Below are 22129 nucleotides of genomic sequence, written 5' to 3'. Positions count from 1 at the left end.
ACCCGTGTGACATCCCGGAGGCGGTCGGTGTTACAGGTGCACCACGGCGAGGTCGAGACGGCCATGATCGCCGTCGCCGTGTTCACCCTTTGGGGGGACGTGGTGGGTCTTCATGATCTGGTCGCCCTGCAGGGTTTCCAGATGGATATCGAAGCCCCACAGGCGGTGCAGGTGCTTGAGCACTTCCTCGGTGGAGTCGCCCAGCGGCTTGCGGTCATGCTGCTGGTGGCGAAGGGTGAGGGAGCGGTCGCCGCGCCGGTCGATGCTCCAAATCTGTACGTTGGGCTCGCGGTTGCCGAGGTTGTACTGCGCCGCGAGGGTTTCGCGGATCACCCGGTAGCCGCTTTCGTCGTGGATGGCCGGGACCAGCAGGTCGTCGCGCTGGTCATCGTCCATGATGCTGAACAGCTTCAGGTCGCGGATCACCTTGGGTGACAGGTACTGCAGGATGAAGCTCTCATCCTTGAAGCTGCTCATGGCGAACTTCACGGCGGACAGCCAGTCGCTGCCGGCGATTTCCGGGAACCAGCGGCGATCTTCCTCCGTGGGGTGCTCGCACATGCGGCGGATGTCGGTGTACATGGCGAACCCCAGGGCATAGGGGTTGATGCCGCTGTAGTAAGGGCTGTCGAAGCCCGGCTGGAACACCACGCTGGTGTGGGACTGGAGAAACTCCAGGATGAAACCGTCGGTGACCAGACCTTCGTCGTACAGGTCGTTCATCAGGGTGTAGTGCCAGAAGGTGGCCCAGCCTTCGTTCATCACCTGGGTCTGGCGCTGAGGATAGAAGTACTGGGCGATCTTGCGCACGATGCGCACGATCTCGCGCTGCCAGGGCTCCAGCAGCGGGGCATGCTTCTCGATGAAGTAGAGGATGTTTTCCTGTGGCTCGGCAGGGAAGCGCGCGGTGTCCTTTTCGCTGGCCTTGTCCGCGCTTTTCGGGATGGTTCGCCACAGATCGTTGATCTGCTTCTGCAGGTGCTCTTCCCGGTCCTTCTGCCGCCGGCGCTCTTCCTCGGCGGAGATGGGGTAGGGCCGTTTGTAGCGATCGACACCGTAGTTCATCAGGGCATGGCAGGAGTCGAGCAGGTCCTCCACAGCGTCGATGCCGTGGCGTTCCTCGCACTGGGTGATGTACTGCTTGGCGAACACCAGGTAATCGATGATAGAACTGGCATCGGTCCAGGTGCGGAACAGGTAGTTGCCCTTGAAGAAGCTGTTGTGCCCGTAGCAGGCGTGAGCCACCACCAGCGCCTGCATGCAGATGGTGTTCTCTTCCATCAGGTAGGCGATGCACGGGTCGGAGTTGATCACGATCTCGTAGGCCAGGCCCATCTGACCGCGGCTGTAGGACTTTTCGGTGCTGAGGAAGTGCTTGCCGTAGGACCAGTGGTGATAGCCCAGCGGCATGCCCACCGAGGCGTAGGCGTCCATCATCTGCTCGGCGGTGATCACTTCGATCTGGTTGGGATAGGTATCCAGGGCGTAGCGCTCGGCCAGGCGGCTGATCTCGCGGTCATAGGCCTGGATGAGCTCGAACGTCCACTCGGACCCGGTGGAAAGGGGTTGGCGTTTCTGCTCTCTGGCGGTCATGTCACTAACCTGCGCTGGAAGAGTTCACGGAAGACCGGGTAGATATCGCCGGCCGACACCAGCTGCTGCTGGGCGAACGTATCGGGGAAGGCTTCGCCGATGCGTTCGTATTCGAACCACAATGCCTGATGTTCGCGGGGGGTGATCTCGACGTAAGTGTAGTACTGGACGAACGGCATGATCTGCTTGCTGAGGATCTCGCGGCAGATCGGCGAGTCGTCGTTCCAGTTGTCGCCGTCCGAGGCCTGGGCGGCATAGATGTTCCACTCGTTGGCGGGATAGCGCTCGGCCATGACCTCCTGCATCAGTTTCAGGGCGCTGGAGACGATGGTGCCGCCGGTTTCCCGGGAGTAGAAGAACTCTTCCTCGTCCACTTCGCGGGCGCTGGTGTGGTGGCGGATGAAGACCACTTCGATGCGTTCGTAATTCCGCTTGAGGAACAGGTACAGGAGGATGAAGAAGCGCTTGGCGATGTCCTTGGTAGCCTGGGTCATGGAGCCGGAGACGTCCATCAGGCAGAACATCACCGCCTTGGAGCTGGGATTGGGATGCTTGACCAGCAGGTTGTACTTGAGGTCGAAGGTATCGAGGAACGGGATGCGGTGAATGCGTGCGCTCAGGCGCTCGATTTCCGCCTCGATTTCCTGGATATCGCCGAAGTTGTCCGGTTCTTCCCGTTTCAGCCGCGCCAGTTCCTCTTTTGCCTCGCGCAGTTTGGCGCGGCTGCTGCCGGACAGGGCGATACGCCGCGCATGGGCCGAGCGCAGGGTGCGGATGATGTTGATCCGGGACGGGTTGCCCTCGTTGCTGATACCCGCGCGGACGGTCTTGAAGGTGTCGGTGCCGGTCAGGTGGCGCTTGACCAGGTTGGGCAGTTCGAGGTCCTCGAACATGAACTCGAGGAATTCTTCCTGGGTGATCTGGAAGACGAACTCGTCCATGCCTTCGCCGGAGTTGCCCGCCTTGCCGCGGCCTGCGCCGCCCCCGCTGCCGCCTTGCGGCCGGGCGATATGTTCGCCGGCGGTGAATTCCTTGTTGCCCGGGTGGACGACGGTCTGCTTGCCGCCACGGCCATGGTGCAGCACGGGTTCGTCGATATCGCGGCCGGGGATGCTGATCTGTTCGCCGTGCTCCATGTCGGTGATGGAGCGGCGACTCACGGCTTCCTCGACGGCTTTCTTGATGTGGTCACGGTAACGCCGCAGGAAGCGCTGGCGGTTGACCGTGCTCTTGTTCTTGCCGTTCAGGCGTCGGTCGATGACGTAGCTCATGGGCCCTCCGGTAGCTGGGAAACAGCTGCAAGCTTCAAGCTACAAGCTGCAAGAAAGAGCATTCGCCACAGCCGTTGGCCGTGCGGTGTGTCTGTACACACCGCGGATGGCTTACGGCTTGTGGCTTACAGCTTGCAGCTGCTACTGGGACTTTCTGACCCGCAGGTACCATTCCGAAAGCAGGCGAACCTGTTTGTCGGTGTAGCCGCGTTCCACCATGCGCGTAACGAAGTCGTTGTGCTTCTGTTGGTCTTCCTTGCTGGCCTTGGCGTTGAAGCTGATGACCGGCAGCAGGTCCTCGGTGTTGGAGAACATTTTCTTCTCGATGACCACCCGCAGCTTCTCGTAGCTGAGCCAGGTGGGATTCTTGCCGTTGTTGTTGGCCCGGGCGCGCAGAACGAAGTTGACGATCTCGTTGCGGAAATCCTTCGGATTGCTGATACCGGCCGGTTTCTCGATCTTCTCCAGTTCTTCGTTGAGGGCGATGCGGTTGAGGATCTCGCCGGTTTCCGGGTCGCGGTATTCCTGGTCCTGGATCCAGAAGTCGGCGTACAGCACGTAGCGGTCGAAGATGTTCTGGCCGTATTCGCTGTAGGACTCGAGGTAGGCAGTCTGGATTTCCTTGCCGATGAACTCGATATAGCGTGGTGCCAGGTATTCCTTCAGGTAGCGCAGGTAGCGCTCGCGCACCTCGGCCGGGAACTGTTCCTGCTCGATCTGCTGTTCCAGCACATAGAGCAGGTGGACCGGGTTGGCCGCCACTTCATGCGGGTCGAAGTTGAAGACCTTGGACAGGATCTTGAACGCGAAGCGGGTGGACAGGCCGTTCATGCCCTCGTCGACGCCGGCGGAATCGCGGTATTCCTGGATCGACTTGGCCTTCGGATCGGTGTCCTTGAGGTTCTCTCCGTCGTACACGCGCATCTTCGAGTAGATGTTGGAGTTCTCCGGCTCTTTCAGGCGCGAGAGCACGGTGAACTGGGCCAGCATCTTCAGGGTGTCAGGTGCGCAATGGGCCTTGGCCAGGGAGCTGTTGAACAGCAGCTTGTCGTAGATCTTGATCTCGTCGCTGACGCGCAGGCAGTACGGCACCTTGACGATGTAGATCCGGTCGATGAAGGCCTCGTTGTTCTTGTTGTTGCGGAAGCTGTGCCATTCCGATTCGTTGGAGTGGGCCAGCAGGATGCCGGAGTAGGGGATCGCGCCCAGGCCTTCGGTACTGTTGTAGTTGCCTTCCTGGGTGGCGGTGAGCAACGGGTGCAGGACCTTGATCGGCGCCTTGAACATCTCGACGAACTCCATCAGGCCCTGGTTGGCCCGGCACAGCGCGCCCGAGTAGCTGTAGGCGTCCGCGTCGTTCTGCGGGAATTCCTCCAGCTTGCGGATATCCACCTTGCCGACGAGGGCCGAGATGTCCTGGTTGTTCTCGTCGCCCGGTTCGGTCTTGGCCACGGCGATCTGGTTGAGGATCGACGGGTACAGCTTGACCACCTTGAACTGGCTGATGTCGCCGCCGAACTCGGCCAGGCGCTTGGTCGCCCAGGGCGACATGATGGTGTTCAGGTAGCGCCGTGGAATGCCGAAGTCTTCCTCGAGGATGGCGCCGTCTTCGGCGGCGTTGAACAGCCCCAGGGGCGACTCGAACACCGGCGAGCCCTTGATCGCGTAGAAGGGCACTTTTTCCATCAGCTGCTTCAGTTTTTCCGCCAGGGACGACTTACCGCCACCCACCGGGCCGAGCAGATAGAGGATCTGTTTCTTCTCTTCCAGGCCTTGGGCGGCATGGCGGAAGTAGGAGACGATCTGGTCGATGCACTCTTCCATGCCATGGAAGTCGGCAAAGGCCGGATAGCGGCGGATCACCTTGTTGGAGAAGATTCGCGACAGCCTGGAGTTGCTGGAGGTGTCGACCAGTTCCGGCTCGCCGATTGCCATGAGCAGGCGCTCGGCCGCCGAAGCATAGGCGCTGCGGTCGTTCTTGCAGAGCTCCAGGTACTCCTGTAGCGAGAGCTCCTCCTGGCGGGTGGACTCGAAGCGTTGTTGGAAGTGGCTAAAAATACTCATGACGTCACCTCGCTCGATACGTGAGGCCGACGCCGGATCAGTCAGCTGATGCTGGCATGCAATCGCGTTGAACGACTGCTGTATACCCCCCAGAACACCCGAAATCGCTACCGATGACCCGCACGCCGGTGTACCGGCTCTCCCCTTTTTTGGATGGCCTGGGCTTAAGGATAGTTGGTTCTCGGGGAGGTCAAGGGCGGAGGGCGGATAAGTTCGCCATGACCGTTCGTCCGGTCAGGCGCTAGCCCGCGCGGGACGCGGGCTGCGGGGCTGGAAAAAAATTATTCGGGGTTTCCCTGGGCGGTTTCCGCCGGGAAGGTGCCGCGCCACAGCTCGAAGCCGCCGTCGAGGCTATACACGTCGGAGAAGCCTTGGCTGACCAGGTAGGCCGCCGCGCTCTGGCTGGAATTGCCGTGATAGCAGACCACCACGGTAGGGGCGTCGAGGTCGGCATTGCGGATGAAGTCGGCCACCGAATGGTTGTCCAGATGGCTGGAGCCGGCGATGTGACCGTTTGCATAGCTCTGCGGGTCGCGAATATCGACCACGACCGCACCTTGTTCGCGCAGGGCCTGGGCCTGTTCCGGAGGGATGCGTTTGAATTCGCTCATGGGGCGGTTTCCTTCAACGATGACGGGCCATTCTAGCCGTTTGTAGCCGATGGGGAGGGCAGGGACGGGTCGTCGTCCTTGGCCTTGCACTCGCAGCGGTGCAGCTCGCCGCTGTCGACGTTCATCAGGGTCATGGCACCACCCCAGACGCAGCCGGTGTCGAGGGCGAATACGCCGGGTGCGCTACAGCGGCCCTCGAGGGCGGCCCAGTGACCGAAGATGATCTTCACGTGCCGCGAGCGCCGCTCTTTGTGCGCAAACCAGGGCTTGTAGCCGGGCGGCGCGGTGTCGGCGCCTTCCTTGCCCTTGAGGTCGAGCTTGCCCTCGGCGGTGCAGAAGCGCATGCGCGTGAAATAGTTGGTGATCACCCGCAGGCGGGGGACGCCGGTGAGGTCCTTGTTCCATTTGCCCGGGTCATTGCCGTACATGCCGTCGAGGTACTGCTTGATGCGCAGATCGTCGCGCAGCGCGTCCTCGACCTCCGACGCCAGCTCCAGGGCCTTGCCCAGGGTCCATTGCGGCGGGATGCCGGCGTGGACCAGCACGGTGCCGCGGGTCTCGTCGAAATGCAGCAGCTTCTGCCGCCGCAGCCAGTCGAGCAGGTCCGCCGCGTCCGGCGCCTCGACGATCTCGCGCAGGGTGTCGCTTTTCTTCAGGCGCTCGATGTTGTGCCAGACCGCCAGCAGGTGCAGGTCGTGGTTGCCCAGCACGCAGACCAGCGAGTCGCGCATGGCGTAGAGGTAACGCAGGGTTTCTAGAGACTGCGGCCCGCGGTTGACCAGGTCTCCGACCAGCCACAGGCGGTCGATGGCCGGATCGAACCTGACCCGCTCAAGCAGGCACTTGAGCGGTTCGAGGCAGCCCTGGAGGTCGCCGACGGCATAGGTTGCCATCAGTGCAGGGCCCCGGGCATGGCGAGGCGGAACGGCGCGATCACGGCGTCGAAGCGTTTACCGTCCTGGGCAAACATCTGGTAACTGCCTTGCATGGTGCCAACCTTGGTGGCGATCACTGCGCCGCTGCTGTAGGTATGGCTTTGACCCGGTGCAATCAGTGGTTGTTCACCGACGACGCCGTCGCCTCGGACTTCTTCGACCTTGCCATTGCCGTCGGTGATCAGCCAGTGACGGGACATCAGCTTGGCGGCGACGCTGCCGTTGTTGCTCACGGTGATGGTGTAGGCAAAGGCGAAGCGGTTCGCTTCGGGTTGCGACTGTTCCGGGAGGAAGCGGGTGACGACGCTGACGTCGACCTGGTACAGGGGATCGGACATGCGGGGAGCCTTCAAGACGAACGGATGCGGCGATGGAGGGTCAGTCTAGGCCATGGGCGTGGCAACCGGCCAGCCTCGCGACGAGGCCGGCCGGGCGGTGAATCACTTGGCGGCGGACTGTTCGGCCAGCTTGTCCGCGAGGCGGACGAAGGCGGCCAGGTCGAGTTGCTCGGGGCGCAGGCTGCCGTCCACACCGGCAGCCTCGATGGCGTCGCTGCTGAGCAGGGCCTTCAGGGTGTTGCGCAGGGTCTTGCGGCGCTGGTTGAACGCTTCGCGGACGATGCGCTCGAGCAGGCGATGATCCTTGGCCGGGAACGGCAGGGTTTCATGAGGCACCAGGCGCACGATGGCCGAATCCACCTTCGGTGGCGGGTTGAACGCGCCGGGGCCGACGTTGAACAGGTGTTCCACGCGGCAGTGATACTGGACCATGATCGACAGGCGGCCCCAATCACCACCGCCAGGGCCTGCGGCCAGGCGCTCGACCACTTCCTTCTGCAGCATGAAGTGCATGTCGCGGATCAGTTGGGCGTTGTCCAGCAGGTGGAAAATCAGCGGCGTGGAGATGTTGTACGGCAGGTTGCCCACCACCCGCAGCGAGCGCGGGGCGGCACCCAGGGTGGTGAAGTCGAACTTCAGCGCATCGCCCTGGTGCAGGCGGAAATTATCACGGCTGGCGAACTGCTGGTTGAGGATCGGTACCAGGTCCTTGTCCAGCTCGACCACATCCAGTTGCGCGCCGCTGCCCAGTACACCTTCGGTCAGGGCGCCCTGGCCCGGGCCGATTTCGAGGATGTGCTCGCCGGCCTTGGCGTTGATGGCCCGCAGGATGCGGTCGATCACGCCAGCGTCGTGCAGGAAGTTCTGGCCGAAGCGCTTGCGCGCCCGGTGTTGGTATTGCTCGGTCATAGTCGGGTCTCGGCCATCTGGTAGGCGGTTTCCAGGGCGACCTGCAGGCTGCCGGTGTCGACCTTGCCGGTGCCGGCCAGGTCCAGGGCGGTGCCGTGATCCACCGAGGTGCGGATGATCGGCAGGCCGAGGGTGACATTGAGCGCCGCGCCAAAGCCCTTGAACTTGAGCACGGGCAGGCCCTGGTCGTGGTACATCGCCAGCACTGCGTCGCAGTGCTCCAGATATTTGGGGGTAAACAGGGTGTCGGCCGGCAGCGGGCCACGCAGGTCCATGCCTTCGGTGCGCAGACGTTCCAGCGTCGGCTCGATGATGTCGATTTCCTCGCGGCCCAGGTGACCACCTTCACCGGCGTGCGGGTTCAGGCCGCAGACCAGGATGCGCGGCCGGGCGATGCCGAATTTCTGTTGCAGGTCGGCATGCAGGATCCGCGTGACCCGCTCCAGGCGTTCGACGGTGATGGCATCGGCCACGTCGCGCAGGGGCAGGTGGGTGGTGACCAGGGCCACGCGCAGGCCGCGGGTGGCGAGCATCATCACCACCTGGGCGGTGTGGGTCAGCTCGGCGAGGAATTCGGTGTGTCCGGAGAACGGAATGCCGCTCTCGTTGATCACGCCCTTGTGTACCGGGGCGGTGATCATGCCGGCAAAGTGCCCGTCGAGGCAGCCTTGTCCGGCGCGGGTCAGGGTTTCCAGGACGAAGGCGGCATTGGCCTTGTCCAGGGTGCCCGCCACTGCCGGATTGGCCAGCGGTGTGTCCCAGACATACAGGCTGCCGGCCTTGGCCGGCTGGTCGGGGAGGGCATCGGGGCTGACGGGGAGCAGCTCGACGGCCACGCCCAGCTGCGTGGCCCGCTCGGCGAGCAGGTCACGGCTGGTAATGGCGATCAGGGGATGAGGCTGGGCTTGCGAGGCGAGCAGCAGGCACAGGTCGGGACCTATGCCTGCGGGTTCGCCGGGGGTGAGGGCGAAGCGCTGCGGTTTCACTGGGCGGCCTGTTCGGCGCCAGGAAGCTTGATTTCAACGTAGGCTTCGTCGCGGATCTGACGCAGCCAGGTTTGCAGTTCTTCATCGTACTTGCGGTTGCGCAGTACGGTCATCGCTTGTTGCTCGCGAGCCTGGGCGGTGCTGTCGGTGGCGCGGCGGCCAAGGACTTCCAGGACGTGCCAGCCGTATTGGGTCTGGAAGGGCTTGGACACCTGGCCTTGTGGAGCGTTGGCCATGACTTCGCGGAATTCCGGAACCAGGTTGTTCGGGTCGACCCAGTTCAGGTCGCCGCCGTTGAGGGCGGAACCCGGGTCTTCCGAGAAGCTCTTCGCCAGTTCGGCGAAGTCTTCGCCGGCCTGGATGCGGTCGTACAGGCGTTGCGCGAGGATCTTGGTCTCGGCCTCGCTGCGGATCTCGCTTGGCTTGATCAGGATATGGCGAACATGCACTTCGTCACGCAGTTGGGTCTGGCCGCCGCGTTTCTCCTGCAGCTTGAGGATGATGAAGCCGCCCGGGGTACGTACCGGCTCGGTGACATCGCCCACCGCCATGGTGCTCAGCATGCGGTCAAACGGAGGTGGCAACTGGGCCGCCTTGCGCCAGCCCATCTCGCCGCCTTCCAGTGCGGTTTCGCTGGCGGAGCGGGCGATGGCCAACTGGGCGAAGTCGGCGCCTTGCTTGAGCTGCTGGTAGACCTGGCCAGCCTGCTGAGCCGCGGCCTGGATAGCCGTGGAGCTGGCGCTTTCCGGGGTCGGGATCAGGATGTTGGCCAGGCGGAACTCTTCCGACAGCTGCATCTTGCCCAGGTCGGAAGCGAGGAAGTTTTTCACTTCCTGCTCGGAAACCTGAATGCGCTCGGCAACACGACGCTGACGCACGCGGCTGATGATCATCTCGCGACGAACCTGCTCGCGAGCGTCATTGAAGGACAGGCCGTCATGGGCCAGGGCAGCACGGAACTGCTCCAGGCTCATGTTGTTGCGCTGGGCGATGGTGCCGATGGCCTGGTTCAGTTCTTCGTCGGTGATGCGGATGCCGGAGCGTTCGCCGATCTGCAGTTGCAGGTTTTCGACGATCAGGCGTTCCAGTACCTGCTGGTCCAGAACGCTGGCCGGTGGCACTGCGCCGCCACGCTTGGCGATGGTCTGCTGCACCTCATGGACACGCTGGTCCAGCTGGCTCTGCATGACCACGTCGTTGTCGACGATGGCGACGATCTTGTCCAGGGTCTGCACCGCCGCGTGGGCGGTGCTGCTCAGCAATACAGCGCCCAGCATCAGCGGGCGCAGACAATCAATAAGCTTGGTCTTCACGTGCACGGTAACCTTGAATGCCTTTGTCGAGGAACGTCTCGACCTTGTTGCCAACCACGCCACCGAGGCCTTTCAGCACGATCTGCAGGAAGACACCGTGGTCGCCTTTTTCGTTTTCCGGAGCGGCCTGGCTGTATTCGTCGTAATCAACCCAATAGCGGTTGACCAGGCGCAGCTTCCAGCAGCAGTTGTCATATTCGAAACCGCCCATCGCTTCGAGGGTACGGTTGCGGTTGTAGTCGTGCTGCCAGCGGGCAATCGCGGTCCATTGTGGGACGATCGGCCACATGACCGAGAAGTCATGTTGCTGGATCTTGTAGTAGTCCTTTACGTAGCCCGGCTGGCCAGGGGTTCCGTAGTCGCCACCACCGACCGACCATTTGCCGGTGATGTTGTCGTAGCGAACCATATCGTTGCGGTAGCGATAGCCAAGGTTGACGATCTTGTTGACATTGTCTTCCGGTTGGAAGTGGAACATTGCGCTACCCGAGCGGGTACTGCGGCTGTCCGGATCCCAGTTGAAGTCGGAATTGAAGCGCCAGTCGCGGTTGAAGCGGTACTCGTACTCCAGCGCATATGGCGAAACATCGGCCTGAGCGTCGTCGCGGTCTTTCCAGTCGATGCCTGGCAACTGAACCTTGCGGTCTTTGAAGTAAAGGGCCTGGCCAATGCTGAAGCGCTGGCGTTCGAAGCCGTTTTCCTCGATCCAGCGGTTGGTCACGCCCAGCGAGAGCTTGTTCTCGTCGCCGATGCGGTCGCCGCCGACGAAGCGGTTGTCGCGGAACAGCGAGGCGTAGTTGAACGAGGTCTCGCCTGAGTCGAAGATCGGGATATCCGCCTGATCCTTGTACGGTACATAGAGGTAGTACAGGCGTGGTTCGAGGGTCTGGCGGTAGTTCTTGCCGAACCACTGGGTATCGCGGTCGAAGTACAGGCCGCTGTCGACGCTGACAACCGGGATGTTGCGGTTCTGGCTGCTCTTGTAGTCGCCATTGACCCGCAACTGATCGGCGGTGTAGCCGGCGATGTCGCTTTTGCCCTTGCCGTCCAGATCAAGATCGTACTGGGTGGTAACGTACTTGAGGGATGGGGTCAGATAGCCGTAGGTATTGGACAGCGGCAGGCTGATCTTCGGTGCCGCGTTCAGACGGGTACCGTTTGCTCGGGCAATGCCGAGAACGTTGTCATCGAGGCGTCTGCCGCCGGTGGCTGGATCCGGAACGCCGTCTTTGTCCAGCACCACACCGTCTTGCAGATCTCGCTCAAAGCGGGTCGCGTCGGCTTCATAGCTGAACTCAAGGCCGCCTGGATGATAAGGCAGCATGCCGGTGAGGATCAGCTGTGGCAGCCTGTCGTAAGGCGTGATATTGGAAATCGAAGCCATTTCATAGGCGTGGACAGCCAGTTGCGCGGTGTAGCTGTCGCCACGATAGGTCATGGCGGCGCGCTGGTTCAGGTAATCGCGATTTTCGACACCGATCTGGTCGGTTTCCAGGTCCTGGAAGTAGAACGGGTCGCTGATGTCGGTGTAGTCGATCTCGGTCATCAGGCGCGAATCAAGACCGCCCTTGTGCTGCCAGTTGACCATCCAGCGCTTGTCGGTGTAGTCGGTCTGCTTCTTGCGATCGTCGTCTTCGTCATTCAACCAGGCACCACCGAACTGCCCTTCGCTGCTCGGCGTCAGGTAACGGAACTCGCCTTCCATCAACAGGCCGCGCTTGGCCATGTAGCGTGGATACAGCGTGGCGTCGTAGTTCGGCGCGAGGTTGAAGTAGTACGGCGTGACCAGCATGAAGCCGGTATCGCTGCTGGTGCTGAAAGACGGCGGCAGGAAGCCGGACTGGCGACGGTCGTCGATCGGGAAGTAGATATACGGTGTGTAGAGCACCGGAATATCCTTGACCCGCAGGGTGACGTTGGTCGCGGTACCGAAACCGGTGGCCGGGTTCAGGGTGATGTTGTTGCCCTTGAGCTGCCAGGCGTTGCTGTTCGGCTCACAGGTGGTGTAGGTACCATCCTTCAGGCGGATGATGGCGTTCTCGGAACGCTTGGCGTACAGGGCGTTACCGCGAATGCGCGACTTGTGCATCACGTATTCGGCGTTGTCGACCTGGGCTTCGCCGGTATCCAGCTGGATCTCGGCACGGTCGCCGACGACCAGCGAGCCGTTGTCGCGGATCTTCACGTTGCCGGTCAGCTCGCCGCGGTTCTCGGCCTGGTAGAGGTTGGCTTCGTCGGCCTCGGCCTGCATGCTGCCCTGGCGCATGACCACGTCACCGGCGAGGGTGGCGATCTGCTGTTCCTGCTGGTAGCGGGAAACCTTGGCACCGAGGAAGGTCGGCGACTCGTCCTTCGGCGTGCTGTCGTTCATGCCCGGGCGAATCGGCTCGATGTAGGCACCGGAGCAGTACGGGCCGGTCTCGGCCAGTTGGGCGGCAGTCAGTTTCTCGCGCGGTACCCAGTCCAGGTGGCTGTAGTCGGCGCTGCGGGATTTCAGACCACGGCCCTTGGATTCGGTGACCAGAACAGGCTTGGGACCGCGGTCCTCGACGGCGCCGTCATCAGCGGACTGTCCCGGGCCAGCATTGGCCGAACTGACCGCAGCACCGTCATGCACAGGGCGAGGCGGCAACTGGGCGGCGCTGGTCTTGGGCTTGCAGTCCCATCCGCCGGAAGCGGAAACCTGGCAGTCGAACTGCTCGGCCGCGACGACATAAGAGGTCGCCAGAGGCTGCAATGCCAGCAGGCTGCCGGTAACCAGCAGCGGGAATTTTTTACGAAACGCGGGGGATTTCAATGCCATCTTATTAGTCCGGGCTTCCTGCGTGCCATCTGCCCGCGTGTGGGGCCGCACGCCTCTCGATGGTCTGAAAAAGATGCTGGATGATAAAGCATGCCCCGCTTGACGGCTAGGCTCTGTAAGAAATGCATCCCGCTTGCACATGCCGCATCGAAAACGGGCTCGGAATGCGCATTTACAACCAGTAAACTCCGCATCCTTGCCCGTTCTCGCCGCGCCTGGCCAGTACCCGGGGCCCTCGGAGACCCTTGCAATGCCCGATCACGATGTACGCCTGCAACACCTGACCGTCTGGCTCGATGAGCAACTGGCGAACCTGTTTCGAGTCCAGGGCTGGGGAGCGGTTCCCGCAGGCAGCCTGACCGCCGCGAGCAGCGATGCCAGTTTCCGCCGCTACTTCCGCTGGCAGGCCGATGGCCGCAGCTTCATCATCATGGATGCGCCGCCACCCCAGGAAAACTGCCGGCCCTTCGTCGATATGGCGCGCCTGCTGGCCAGCGCCGGGGTCAATGTGCCGGTGATCCACGCCGAGGATCTCGAGCGCGGTTTCCTGCTGCTGAGTGACCTGGGCAACCAGACCTACCTCGATGTGATCGACGCCGATAACGCCGACGCCCTGTTCAACGATGCCATCGATGCCTTGCTGGCCTTCCAGCGCCTGCCGATGGACGCGCCCCTGCCGAGCTATGACGTGGCCCTGCTGCGTCGCGAGGTCGAGCTGTTCCCCGAGTGGTACGTCGGTCGTGAACTGGGCAAGACCTTCGATGAACACCAGGCCGCCCTCTGGCAACGGGCCAGCACCCTGCTGATCGATAGCGCCCTGGCCCAGCCCACGTTGCTGGTGCACCGCGACTACATGCCGCGCAACCTGATGCGCAGCGTGCCGAATCCGGGCGTGCTGGATTTCCAGGACGCGGTGTATGGCCCGGTCACCTACGACATTACCTGCCTGTTCAAGGACGCGTTCCTCAGCTGGCCGCAGGCGCGGGTCGCCGGCTGGCTGCGGGATTACTGGGAGCGCGCGCGTGCCGCGGGTATCCCGGTGCAGCCTGACTTCGAGGACTTCCACCGCGCCAGTGACCTGATGGGGGTGCAGCGTCACCTCAAGGTCATTGGTATCTTCGCCCGTATCTGCCACCGCGACGGCAAGCCTCGCTACCTGGCGGACGTGCCGCGTTTCTTTGCCTATATAGATGAAGTGATTTCCCGTCGGCCGGAACTGGCCGAACTGGGCGAGCTGATCGCCAGCCTGGGAGTGCGTCCATGAAGGCGATGATCCTCGCCGCCGGCAAGGGCGAGCGCATGCGCCCGCTGACCCTGCATACACCGAAGCCGCTGGTGCCGGTCGCCGGCGTGCCGCTGATCGAGTACCACCTGCGGGCCCTGGCCGCGGCTGGCTTCACGGAGGTCGTGATCAATCACGCCTGGCTCGGCCAGCAGATCGAGGATCATCTCGGTGACGGCTCGCGCTTCGGCCTGGGCATCCGTTTCTCCGCCGAAGGCGAGCCGCTGGAAACCGGCGGCGGGATCTTCAAGGCGCTACCGCTGCTGGGGGACGAACCGTTCCTGCTGGTCAATGGCGATATCTGGACCGACTACGACTTCGCCGGCCTGCGCCAGCCGTTGCAAGGGCTGGCCCATCTGGTGCTGGTGGATAACCCCGGCCATCACGGTGCTGGCGACTTCCGCCTGGCCGGAGGGCTGGTCGAGGATGGTGGCGGCGCCGACGATACCCTGACCTTCAGCGGCATCTCCGTGCTGGATCCGGCATTGTTCGACGGCTGCCAGGCCGGTGCCTTCAAGCTGGCGCCGCTGCTGCGCGCTGCTATGGCCCAAGGTCGGGTCAGTGGCGAGCATTTCCGCGGCCACTGGGTGGACGTGGGCACCCTGGAGCGTCTTGCCGAAGTCGAGCGCCTGCTCGCCGAGCACCGCTGACATGTTGTGGCCGAGCACAGTGATAGGCGCCGGAGCCGGCTTCGCCGTCGCCAGCATTCCTGGCGCGCTGTTGGGAGCCCTGCTCGGGCAGGCGATGGACCGCCGTTTGCAGTTGCACAGTTGGGCGCACCTGCGGGAAAGGCTCGGTGGTCGTCCGGTCCTGCGCGATGACGAGGTGCTGTTCGTCCTGCTCGGGCGCATGGCCAAGAGCGATGGCCGGGTGGTGGAAGGTCATATCCAGCAGGCCCGTCAGGAAATGCAGCGCCTGGAAATGGACGATGATGCGCGCAAGCGGGCGATTGCCGCGTTCAACCTGGGCAAGGTCGGACGGGAGAAGGTCGAGGGGCACCTGCAACGGCTGAAGGCGCAGCCCAATGCCGCCGAAGGTGTACTGCGAGCATGCTGCCGAATGGCCTGGGCCGATGGCCGCGCCGGGCGTGACGAGCGCGAGTTGTTGTTGCAATGGGGTCGGCAATTGGGCTGGTCAGCAGCCAAGGTCCAGGCCCTGGCCGGTGACTACGAGCCGCGCAAGCCGGCACTGGATGGAACGGGCAGCTATGCCGAAGCCTTGCGCCTGCTGGGTGTCGGCCCCGATACCGAACAGGGCGAGATCAAGCAGGCCTATCGTCGCCTGGTCAGCCGTCATCATCCGGACAAACTGCAGGGCAGCGGCGCCAGTCCGGCCAGGGTACGCGAGGCGACCGAACGCACCCGGGAACTGCATCAGGCCTACGCGATCATTCGCAAGCGCCGCGACTTCTAATCAACCTCGCTCGGACTCAGCCAGCCGCGAATCCGCCTGAACAACTGCTCCTGCTCCGCAGAGCGGTTGCCGGGCATCGCGGTCAGGGCGACCTGCCGGTAGTTGCTGTCCTTCAGGCGCTTGCTGGCTTGCAGACGTTGCTGCGCTGCCTGTCGGGCCGCGCCCTGATCGTTGTAGTAGAAGTCGGCGGTCGGCACTTTCAGGGTCGGGGTCAGGCTGTCCAGGCTGTGCTCGGCCTTGATCGGCGTCTGCGCCGAGACCATCACCAGTTTCTGCACCTGCGCCGGCTGACGTTCGCTCATGTAGCGTGCAGCCCAATAGGCACCGGTACCGCTGCCGAGGACGACCACGCTGCGCGCATTCTGCTGCTGGGCATAGGCCACGGCGGCATCGAGGCGGGCGAAGATACGCTCGGCGTCGGTGTTGTCGCTGCTCGCGTCGGCCGGTGCGCTTTCGCTGGTTTCGGTGTCAGTCTCCGGCGCCGTGGCCTGGGCGATATTGGCGTTGGCGTCGGCTGGGGTGTCCTTGGCCGGCGCCGCCTTGCTGGTGTCTTCGGCCTTGGGCGCCGGGGCCGGGCTTTCGCTGCGCGCCACCGGGCTGTCGGTCAGCAGGTCGGGCAGGGCCAGGCTCAGGGTGCCCCAGTCCGCATCCGGGAACTTGCGCCGCAGCGGGCCGACGGTCTTCGGCCAGTCGGCGGTTTCCCCGGCACCGGCAAGGATAACCAGCACGCCCTGGGGTGTCGGGTTGTTGGCCGGCTTCCACAAGGCGAGGAAGCCGTCGCTGCCGGCTTGCAGGTTCTGTTGTTCTTCCTTGGGCACCTGACGCTCCAGGGCCAGGGCGTCCTCCTGAGTGCGCTCGACCAGGGCAGGGCGTTGTACCGCGGCGTCCGCTTTGCTTTCTGGCGTTTTGCCATCCTCGGCATGGACGCTGCAAGGTAGTATCAAGGTCAGGCATAACGCAGGAAGCGTCGTGCGATAAAGTGAGAACATTGATCGATCCTGGCCAGAAATATACCGGCAGCCTAAAGGTATTTGTCCGGGACGGCCACGCCGGGTGGCCATCCTTCTATATGACGAGATTCAAGATGATTGGTTTGCGCCGTCTGTGGGTTATCGGCTGTTTGTTCCTGCCCTTGATCGCCTGGGCCGCTCCGGCGCCTTCCCCGGTGCAACTCGACCCGGCGCAACGGGAGTGGCTGGAGCAGCATCGCAGCCTGCGTGTCGGCATGGTCCTGCAGGCGCCGTTCGCCCAGTTCGACCGGCGCCTGCAGCAGTTGTCCGGGGTCAACGTCGAGCTGATGAACCTGCTGGCACGCAACCTTGGCCTGGACCTGACCTGGCGCAACTTCGCCGACCAGGGCGAACTCGAGCATGCCCTGGCCGGTGGCGAGATCGATCTGGCCCCGGGCCTGACCCAGACTCCCGCCGGCCTGCGTCTGTGGCTGTTCAGCGACCCCTACATGCGCGTCCCGCAGCTGATCGTCGGCCAGCGCAACGGCGCAGTGGCGGTGGACGTGGAGAAAATCGGCGAGCTCGAGCGTGTCGCCGTGCGCATGCCCAGTTCCGTGGCCGATCACCTGCGCGCAACCTATTCCAACCTCAATCTGCAAGGCGTTCCCGGCGACCGCCAGGCCCTGCAACTGGTGGTCAGCGACCAGGCGCGCTATGCGGTGGTGGACGAGGCGCAGCTCAGCCGTTTATCCCGCGAGAGCGAGTTCAGTGAGTTGGCGGTGGTGGGTGATATCGGTTTCCCGCAACTGCTACGGGTGGCGTCGCGGCGCGACTGGCCGCTGCTCGCCGATGTCCTCGAGCGCGGCCTGCAGGCGATCCCGGCACGGGACCTGGAGGAATTGCACAACCGCTGGTTGCAACCGAAGTATCCGCGCCTGAGCGAATCCCCCGGGTTCTGGCAGAACCTCGCGCTGCTGTTTGCCGCGCTGTTCTTCAGCGGCGTGGCGATCATTATATGGCAGCGCCGTCAGCAGAGCTTCCTCGAACACAACCTGCTGGCGGCGCGGGAAGACCTTGCCGAGCGCCTCGGGCGCGAAGAAGCGCTGCGCCTCAGTCAGTTTTCCCTCGACCAGAGCACCGTGGGCATCCTCTGGGTGCACTGGGACAGCCATGTGCGCTACGCCAACCACGCTGCCGAAGCCATGCTGGGCTACGAGCCGGGTGCGGTGGTGGAGCGGCCGCTGATCGACTTCGAGCCGCAGTTGCATATGGATCGCTGGCTCGACCTGTGGAAGCGTGCGCGGGCCAGCGACGAGTCGGCGCAGCGCTTCGAGACCCAATGGCTGCGGGCTGATGGCGCGTTCCTGCCGGTGGATGTGTCCCTGAGTTTCCTGCGCTTTCGCGATGCCGAGTACTTGGTGGTCTACCTCACCGACGTCAGCGAGCGCCGTCGCGCCCAGGCCGCCCAGCGGGAGAGCGAAGCGCGGCTCAAGGGGATTGCCGCCAACGTCCCCGGCCTGGTATTCCGCCTGGAGCGCGACCCGGGGATCGACGAACTGGAGTTCCCCTATATCAGCGAAGGCAGCGAGGCTTTGGTCGGCTACGCGCCGACGGAAATCCAGCACCCGCAAATGGGCCTGCGCAACCTGGTGCATGCCGATGACCGCGCCGACTATCACCGGGTCCAGGACCAGGCCCTGGCCACGGACAGCGACTGGTCGTGGCAGGGGCGCATCCTCACCCGTCAAGGCGAGCAGCGCTGGGCCGATATCAAGGCCAGCGCACGTACCCTGAGCAATGGTCGGGTGGTGTGGGACGGCATCGTCTGGGACATCACCCAGAGCAAGCAGGTCGAGCTGGAACTGGAAAGCTCCCGCGAGCATCTGCGCGACCTTGCAGCCCATCTGGAAAGCGTGCGGGAAGAGGAAAAGGCGCGGATTGCCCGGGAAGTGCACGACGAACTGGGTCAGATGTTGACCGTGCTGAAGCTGGAAACTTCCATGTGCGAACTGGCCTACGCCGATCTCGACCCGGGGCTGAATGAGCGTCTGGCCAGCATGAAACGCCTGATCGCCCAGCTCTTCCAACTGGTGCGCGATGTGGCCACGGCGCTGCGGCCGCCGATTCTCGATGCCGGCATTGCCTCGGCGATCGAATGGCAGGCCCGGCGTTTCGAAGCGCGGACGCAGATCCCTTGCCTGGTGCAGGTGCCCGAGCATCTGCCGCCGTTGAGCGATGCCAAGGCCACCGGGCTGTTCCGGGTGTTGCAGGAGGTGTTGACCAACGTCATGCGCCATGCCCACGCGCATACGGTGGAGATCAACCTGACGCTGGAGGGACCTATGCTGTGTCTTTCGGTCAGCGATGACGGCGTGGGATTCGTCGTAGGTGACAGTCGGCCAAGTTCCTTTGGGCTGGTCGGCATGCGGGAACGGGTGCTGATGCTGGGCGGCGAGATGCATCTGGAAAGTGAAGCGGGCGAGGGCACCAGCCTGAGCGTGCGTATTCCTCTGGACTGAAACAGGAGCGGGGCAGTGATTCGAGTATTGGTGGCCGAAGACCACACCATCGTGCGCGAGGGCATCAAGCAGTTGATCGGCCTGGCCAAGGACATGCAGGTGGTGGGCGAGGCGGGCAACGGCGAGCAGTTGCTCGAAGCGCTGCGGCATACACCATGCGAGGTGGTGTTGCTGGATATCTCCATGCCCGGGGTCAATGGCCTGGAGGCGATTCCGCGGATCCGCGCGCTGAATGCGCCGCCGGCGATCCTGGTGCTGTCGATGCACGACGAGGCGCAGATGGCGGCCCGGGCCCTGAAGGTCGGGGCTGCGGGTTATGCGACCAAGGACAGTGATCCGGCATTGCTGCTGACGGCGATTCGCCGGGTAGCCGGGGGCGGGCGCTATATCGATCCGGAGTTGGCCGACCGCATGGTCTTCGAGGTGGGGCTGACCGATACCCGGCCGCTGCATTCGCTGCTGTCGGAGCGCGAGTTCTCGGTGTTCGAGCGCCTGGCCCAGGGCGCCAACGTCAACGACATCGCCCAGCAACTGGCGCTGAGCAACAAGACCATCAGTACCCACAAGGCGCGGCTGATGCAGAAGCTGAATGTCACGTCGCTGGCGGAACTGGTGAAGTATGCGATGGAGCACAAGCTGCTCTGAGTGTTCTGAAAGCGACCTCTGAAAGAGTGATGTCGTTTGTGCCGGCCTCATCGCTGGCAAGCCAGCTCCCACAAGGTTCGGCGGCGCCGCGGACACTGTGGGAGCTGGCTTGCCAGCGATGAGGTCCTCAAGGCATATCTAAACCCGTCATCTTTGTAGGGCAATCCCTACAACCACCCTTCCACCCGGCTGATATCAATCTCTCAGCACCCCCGATTTGCGCCGCCCCGACCTTTCCCTACGCTTGGATCACAGCAGTCATCCAACAAAAAGGTGCAGGTATGAGTGAGGTCAGTTCGAACGCTGCGTCCGGCGAGATCCTGGTCAGCTTCCGTGGTGTGCAGAAGAGCTACGACGGCGAGTCGCTGATCGTCAAAGACCTCAACCTGGACATCCGCAAGGGCGAGTTTCTTACCCTGCTCGGCCCTTCCGGCTCGGGCAAGACCACCAGCCTGATGATGCTGGCCGGCTTCGAGACGCCGACCGCCGGCGAGATCAAGCTGGCCGGTCGTTCGATCAACAACGTGCCGCCGCACAAGCGCGACATCGGCATGGTGTTCCAGAACTACGCGCTGTTCCCGCACATGACCGTGGCCGAGAACCTGGCCTTCCCCCTCAGCGTGCGCAACCTGAGCAAGACCGACATCAGCGAGCGGGTCAAGCGCGTGCTGAACATGGTCCAGCTGGATGCCTTCGCCCAGCGTTACCCCGGCCAGCTCTCCGGCGGCCAGCAGCAGCGTGTGGCCCTGGCCCGGGCGCTGGTGTTCGAGCCGCAACTGGTCCTGATGGACGAACCCCTCGGCGCCCTCGACAAGCAACTGCGCGAACACATGCAGATGGAGATCAAGCACCTGCACCAGCGCCTGGGCGTCACCGTGGTCTACGTGACCCACGACCAGGGCGAAGCGCTGACCATGTCCGACCGCGTGGCGGTGTTCCACCAGGGCGAGATCCAGCAGATCGCCGATCCGCGCACCCTCTACGAAGAGCCGAAGAACACCTTCGTCGCCAACTTCATCGGCGAGAACAACCGCATCAACGGCCGCCTGCTCAGCAGCGACGGCGAGCGCTGCCTGGTGGCCCTGGCCCGTGGCGAGAAGGTCGAGGCCCTGGCGGTCAACGTCGGCCAGCCGGGCGAGCCGGTGACCCTGTCGGTGCGTCCGGAGCGCGTGCGCCTGAACGGCCACAGCGAAAGTTGCGTCAACCGCTTCTCCGGCCGCGTGGCCGAATTCATCTATCTGGGCGACCACGTGCGGGTCCGTCTGGAGGTCTGCGGCAAGGCCGACTTCTTCGTGAAGCAGCCGATCGCCGAACTCGACCCGGCCCTGGCCGTGGGCGACGTGGTACCGCTGGGCTGGGAGGTCGAGCACGCACGCGCCCTCGATCCTATCCTGGAAGCCCACTGAGGTTTGCTAACCAACACCCTGCACTGTGGAGAGAATAAGAATGCTCAAACACTTGAAGTTGACCGCGCTGGCATTGGGTCTGTGCACTGCGACCCACGCAATGGCGGCAAGCGATCTCACCGTGATTTCCTTCGGCGGCGCCAACAAGGCGGCGCAGGTCAAGGCGTTCTACGAGCCATGGGAAAAGGCGGGCAAGGGCAAGATCGTCGCGGGCGAATACAACGGTGAAATGGCCAAGGTCAAAGCCATGGTCGACACCAAGAGCGTGTCCTGGAACCTGGTAGAGGTCGAGTCGCCGGAGCTGGCGCGCGGCTGCGACGAAGGCATGTTCGAAGAGCTGGATCCTGCACTGTTCGGCAACGAGTCCGACTACGTTCCGGGCGCCATCCAGCCCTGCGGCGTAGGCTTCTTCGTATGGTCCACGGTTATGGCCTACAACGCCGACAAGCTGAAGACCGCGCCGACCAGTTGGAAAGACTTCTGGGACACCAAGAACTTCCCGGGCAAGCGCGGCCTGCGCAAAGGTGCCAAGTACACCCTGGAGTTCGCCCTGATGGCTGACGGCGTTGCGCCGAAAGACGTCTACAAGGTGCTCGCCACCAAGGACGGCCAGGACCGCGCCTTCAAGAAGCTCGACGAGCTGAAGCCGAACATCCAGTGGTGGGAAGCCGGCGCCCAGCCGCCGCAGTACCTCGCTTCCGGTGACGTGGTGATGAGCTCGGCCTACAACGGCCGGATCGCCGCGGTGCAGAAAGAAAGCAACCTGAAAGTAGTGTGGAACGGCGGCATCTACGACTTCGACGCCTGGGCCATTCCGAAGGGCGCGAAGAATACCGAAGAGGCCAAGAAGTTCATCGCCTACTCGGTACAGCCTGAGCAGCAGAAGATCTACTCGGAAAACATCGCCTACGGCCCGGCCAACTCCAAGGCGGTCGCGCTGCTGTCCGACGAGATCAAGAAAGACATGCCGACCACCCCGGAAAACATCGCCAACCAGGTGCAGATCGACGTGGCCTTCTGGGCTGACAACAGCGAACAGCTGGAACAACGTTTCAACGCCTGGGCGGCCAAGTAAGTCGTCCCGATGGAGC

Annotated in this window: 18 protein-coding genes; 7 read left to right on the top strand and 11 right to left on the bottom strand. The window is 63.4% G+C overall.

Going from position 1 to position 22129, the window contains the following annotated elements; genetic code table 11:
- Window positions 1-30 precede the first annotated feature (30 nt).
- From AC2CQI_RS17975 to AC2CQI_RS17930, 10 genes are all read right to left on the bottom strand, one after another.
- Window positions 31-1593: a SpoVR family protein gene (locus AC2CQI_RS17975; protein WP_075801606.1), complete on the bottom strand. Its 1563-nt coding sequence runs from the start codon at window positions 1591-1593 to the stop codon at window positions 31-33.
- Window positions 1590-2864, bottom strand: a complete 1275-nt coding sequence (locus AC2CQI_RS17970) for a YeaH/YhbH family protein (protein ID WP_075801605.1) — start codon at window positions 2862-2864, stop codon at window positions 1590-1592. Before AC2CQI_RS17970 ends, AC2CQI_RS17975 begins: the two co-directional genes overlap by 4 nt.
- A gap of 141 nt (window positions 2865-3005) precedes the next feature.
- Window positions 3006-4928, bottom strand: a complete 1923-nt coding sequence (locus tag AC2CQI_RS17965) for a PrkA family serine protein kinase (RefSeq protein WP_075801604.1) — start codon at window positions 4926-4928, stop codon at window positions 3006-3008.
- 281 nt (window positions 4929-5209) lie between these two features.
- The gene (gene glpE / locus AC2CQI_RS17960; RefSeq protein ID WP_075801603.1) at window positions 5210-5539 is read right to left on the bottom strand and encodes a thiosulfate sulfurtransferase GlpE; all 330 of its coding nucleotides are present in this window, start codon (window positions 5537-5539) and stop codon (window positions 5210-5212) included.
- Window positions 5540-5571: 32 nt separating this feature from the next.
- A complete protein-coding gene (locus AC2CQI_RS17955) occupies window positions 5572-6432 on the bottom strand; it encodes a symmetrical bis(5'-nucleosyl)-tetraphosphatase (protein WP_484577462.1) in 861 nt (286 codons plus the stop codon).
- Complete coding sequence (apaG, locus tag AC2CQI_RS17950; RefSeq protein ID WP_075801601.1) at window positions 6432-6812, bottom strand: Co2+/Mg2+ efflux protein ApaG; 381 nt, start codon at window positions 6810-6812, stop codon at window positions 6432-6434. Before apaG ends, AC2CQI_RS17955 begins: the two co-directional genes overlap by 1 nt.
- A 102-nt stretch (window positions 6813-6914) precedes the next feature.
- Window positions 6915-7721, bottom strand: coding sequence for a 16S rRNA (adenine(1518)-N(6)/adenine(1519)-N(6))-dimethyltransferase RsmA (rsmA, locus tag AC2CQI_RS17945; protein ID WP_075801600.1), 807 nt, complete (start codon window positions 7719-7721; stop codon window positions 6915-6917).
- Window positions 7718-8707: a 4-hydroxythreonine-4-phosphate dehydrogenase PdxA gene (gene pdxA, locus AC2CQI_RS17940; RefSeq protein ID WP_075801599.1), complete on the bottom strand. Its 990-nt coding sequence runs from the start codon at window positions 8705-8707 to the stop codon at window positions 7718-7720. Before pdxA ends, rsmA begins: the two co-directional genes overlap by 4 nt.
- On the bottom strand, window positions 8704-10020 hold the full coding sequence (surA, locus tag AC2CQI_RS17935) for a peptidylprolyl isomerase SurA (RefSeq protein ID WP_075801598.1): 1317 nt from the start codon (window positions 10018-10020) through the stop codon (window positions 8704-8706). Before surA ends, pdxA begins: the two co-directional genes overlap by 4 nt.
- The gene (locus AC2CQI_RS17930; protein ID WP_484577461.1) at window positions 10001-12823 is read right to left on the bottom strand and encodes an LPS-assembly protein LptD; all 2823 of its coding nucleotides are present in this window, start codon (window positions 12821-12823) and stop codon (window positions 10001-10003) included. Before AC2CQI_RS17930 ends, surA begins: the two co-directional genes overlap by 20 nt.
- Window positions 12824-13073: 250 nt before the next feature.
- On the opposite strand from AC2CQI_RS17930, the gene AC2CQI_RS17925 reads away from it, so the two are divergent.
- The 3 genes from AC2CQI_RS17925 to AC2CQI_RS17915 are packed head-to-tail and all read left to right on the top strand — an operon-like array spanning window position 13074 to window position 15518.
- Window positions 13074-14087, top strand: coding sequence for an aminoglycoside phosphotransferase family protein (locus AC2CQI_RS17925; protein ID WP_484577460.1), 1014 nt, complete (start codon window positions 13074-13076; stop codon window positions 14085-14087).
- A complete protein-coding gene (gene murU, locus AC2CQI_RS17920) occupies window positions 14084-14755 on the top strand; it encodes an N-acetylmuramate alpha-1-phosphate uridylyltransferase MurU (RefSeq protein ID WP_075801595.1) in 672 nt (223 codons plus the stop codon). The genes AC2CQI_RS17925 and murU overlap by 4 nt, the downstream gene beginning before the upstream one ends.
- A 1-nt stretch (window position 14756) precedes the next feature.
- Window positions 14757-15518 carry a TerB family tellurite resistance protein gene (locus AC2CQI_RS17915; RefSeq protein ID WP_075801594.1) on the top strand — a complete coding sequence of 254 codons (762 nt, stop codon included), beginning with the start codon at window positions 14757-14759 and terminating at the stop codon, window positions 15516-15518.
- Here the strand turns inward: AC2CQI_RS17915 and AC2CQI_RS17910 are convergent.
- Window positions 15515-16507 (bottom strand): alpha/beta hydrolase family protein, encoded by a 993-nt coding sequence (locus tag AC2CQI_RS17910; RefSeq protein WP_484577459.1) that lies wholly within the window; start codon window positions 16505-16507, stop codon window positions 15515-15517. The two genes, AC2CQI_RS17915 and AC2CQI_RS17910, sit on opposite strands and share 4 nt — an antisense overlap.
- A 95-nt stretch (window positions 16508-16602) precedes the next feature.
- On the opposite strand from AC2CQI_RS17910, the gene AC2CQI_RS17905 reads away from it, so the two are divergent.
- The 4 genes from AC2CQI_RS17905 to AC2CQI_RS17890 all read left to right on the top strand — a co-directional run bounded on the left by AC2CQI_RS17905 (window position 16603) and on the right by AC2CQI_RS17890 (window position 22113).
- Entirely contained in the window at window positions 16603-18987 is a 2385-nt protein-coding gene (locus AC2CQI_RS17905; protein WP_484577458.1) for a PAS domain-containing sensor histidine kinase, read from the top strand.
- Between the two features lie 15 nt (window positions 18988-19002).
- Window positions 19003-19632 carry a response regulator gene (locus AC2CQI_RS17900; protein WP_075801591.1) on the top strand — a complete coding sequence of 210 codons (630 nt, stop codon included), beginning with the start codon at window positions 19003-19005 and terminating at the stop codon, window positions 19630-19632.
- Window positions 19633-19913: 281 nt separating this feature from the next.
- A complete protein-coding gene (locus AC2CQI_RS17895; RefSeq protein WP_009404264.1) occupies window positions 19914-21038 on the top strand; it encodes an ABC transporter ATP-binding protein in 1125 nt (374 codons plus the stop codon).
- Window positions 21039-21078: 40 nt separating this feature from the next.
- A complete protein-coding gene (locus tag AC2CQI_RS17890; RefSeq protein ID WP_484577457.1) occupies window positions 21079-22113 on the top strand; it encodes an ABC transporter substrate-binding protein in 1035 nt (344 codons plus the stop codon).
- The last annotated feature ends 16 nt before the right edge of the window (window positions 22114-22129 follow it).

It is taken from the genome of Pseudomonas sp. P2S-1 (genome assembly GCF_057197725.1).
This window is presented reverse-complemented; position numbering and strand designations above follow the sequence as displayed.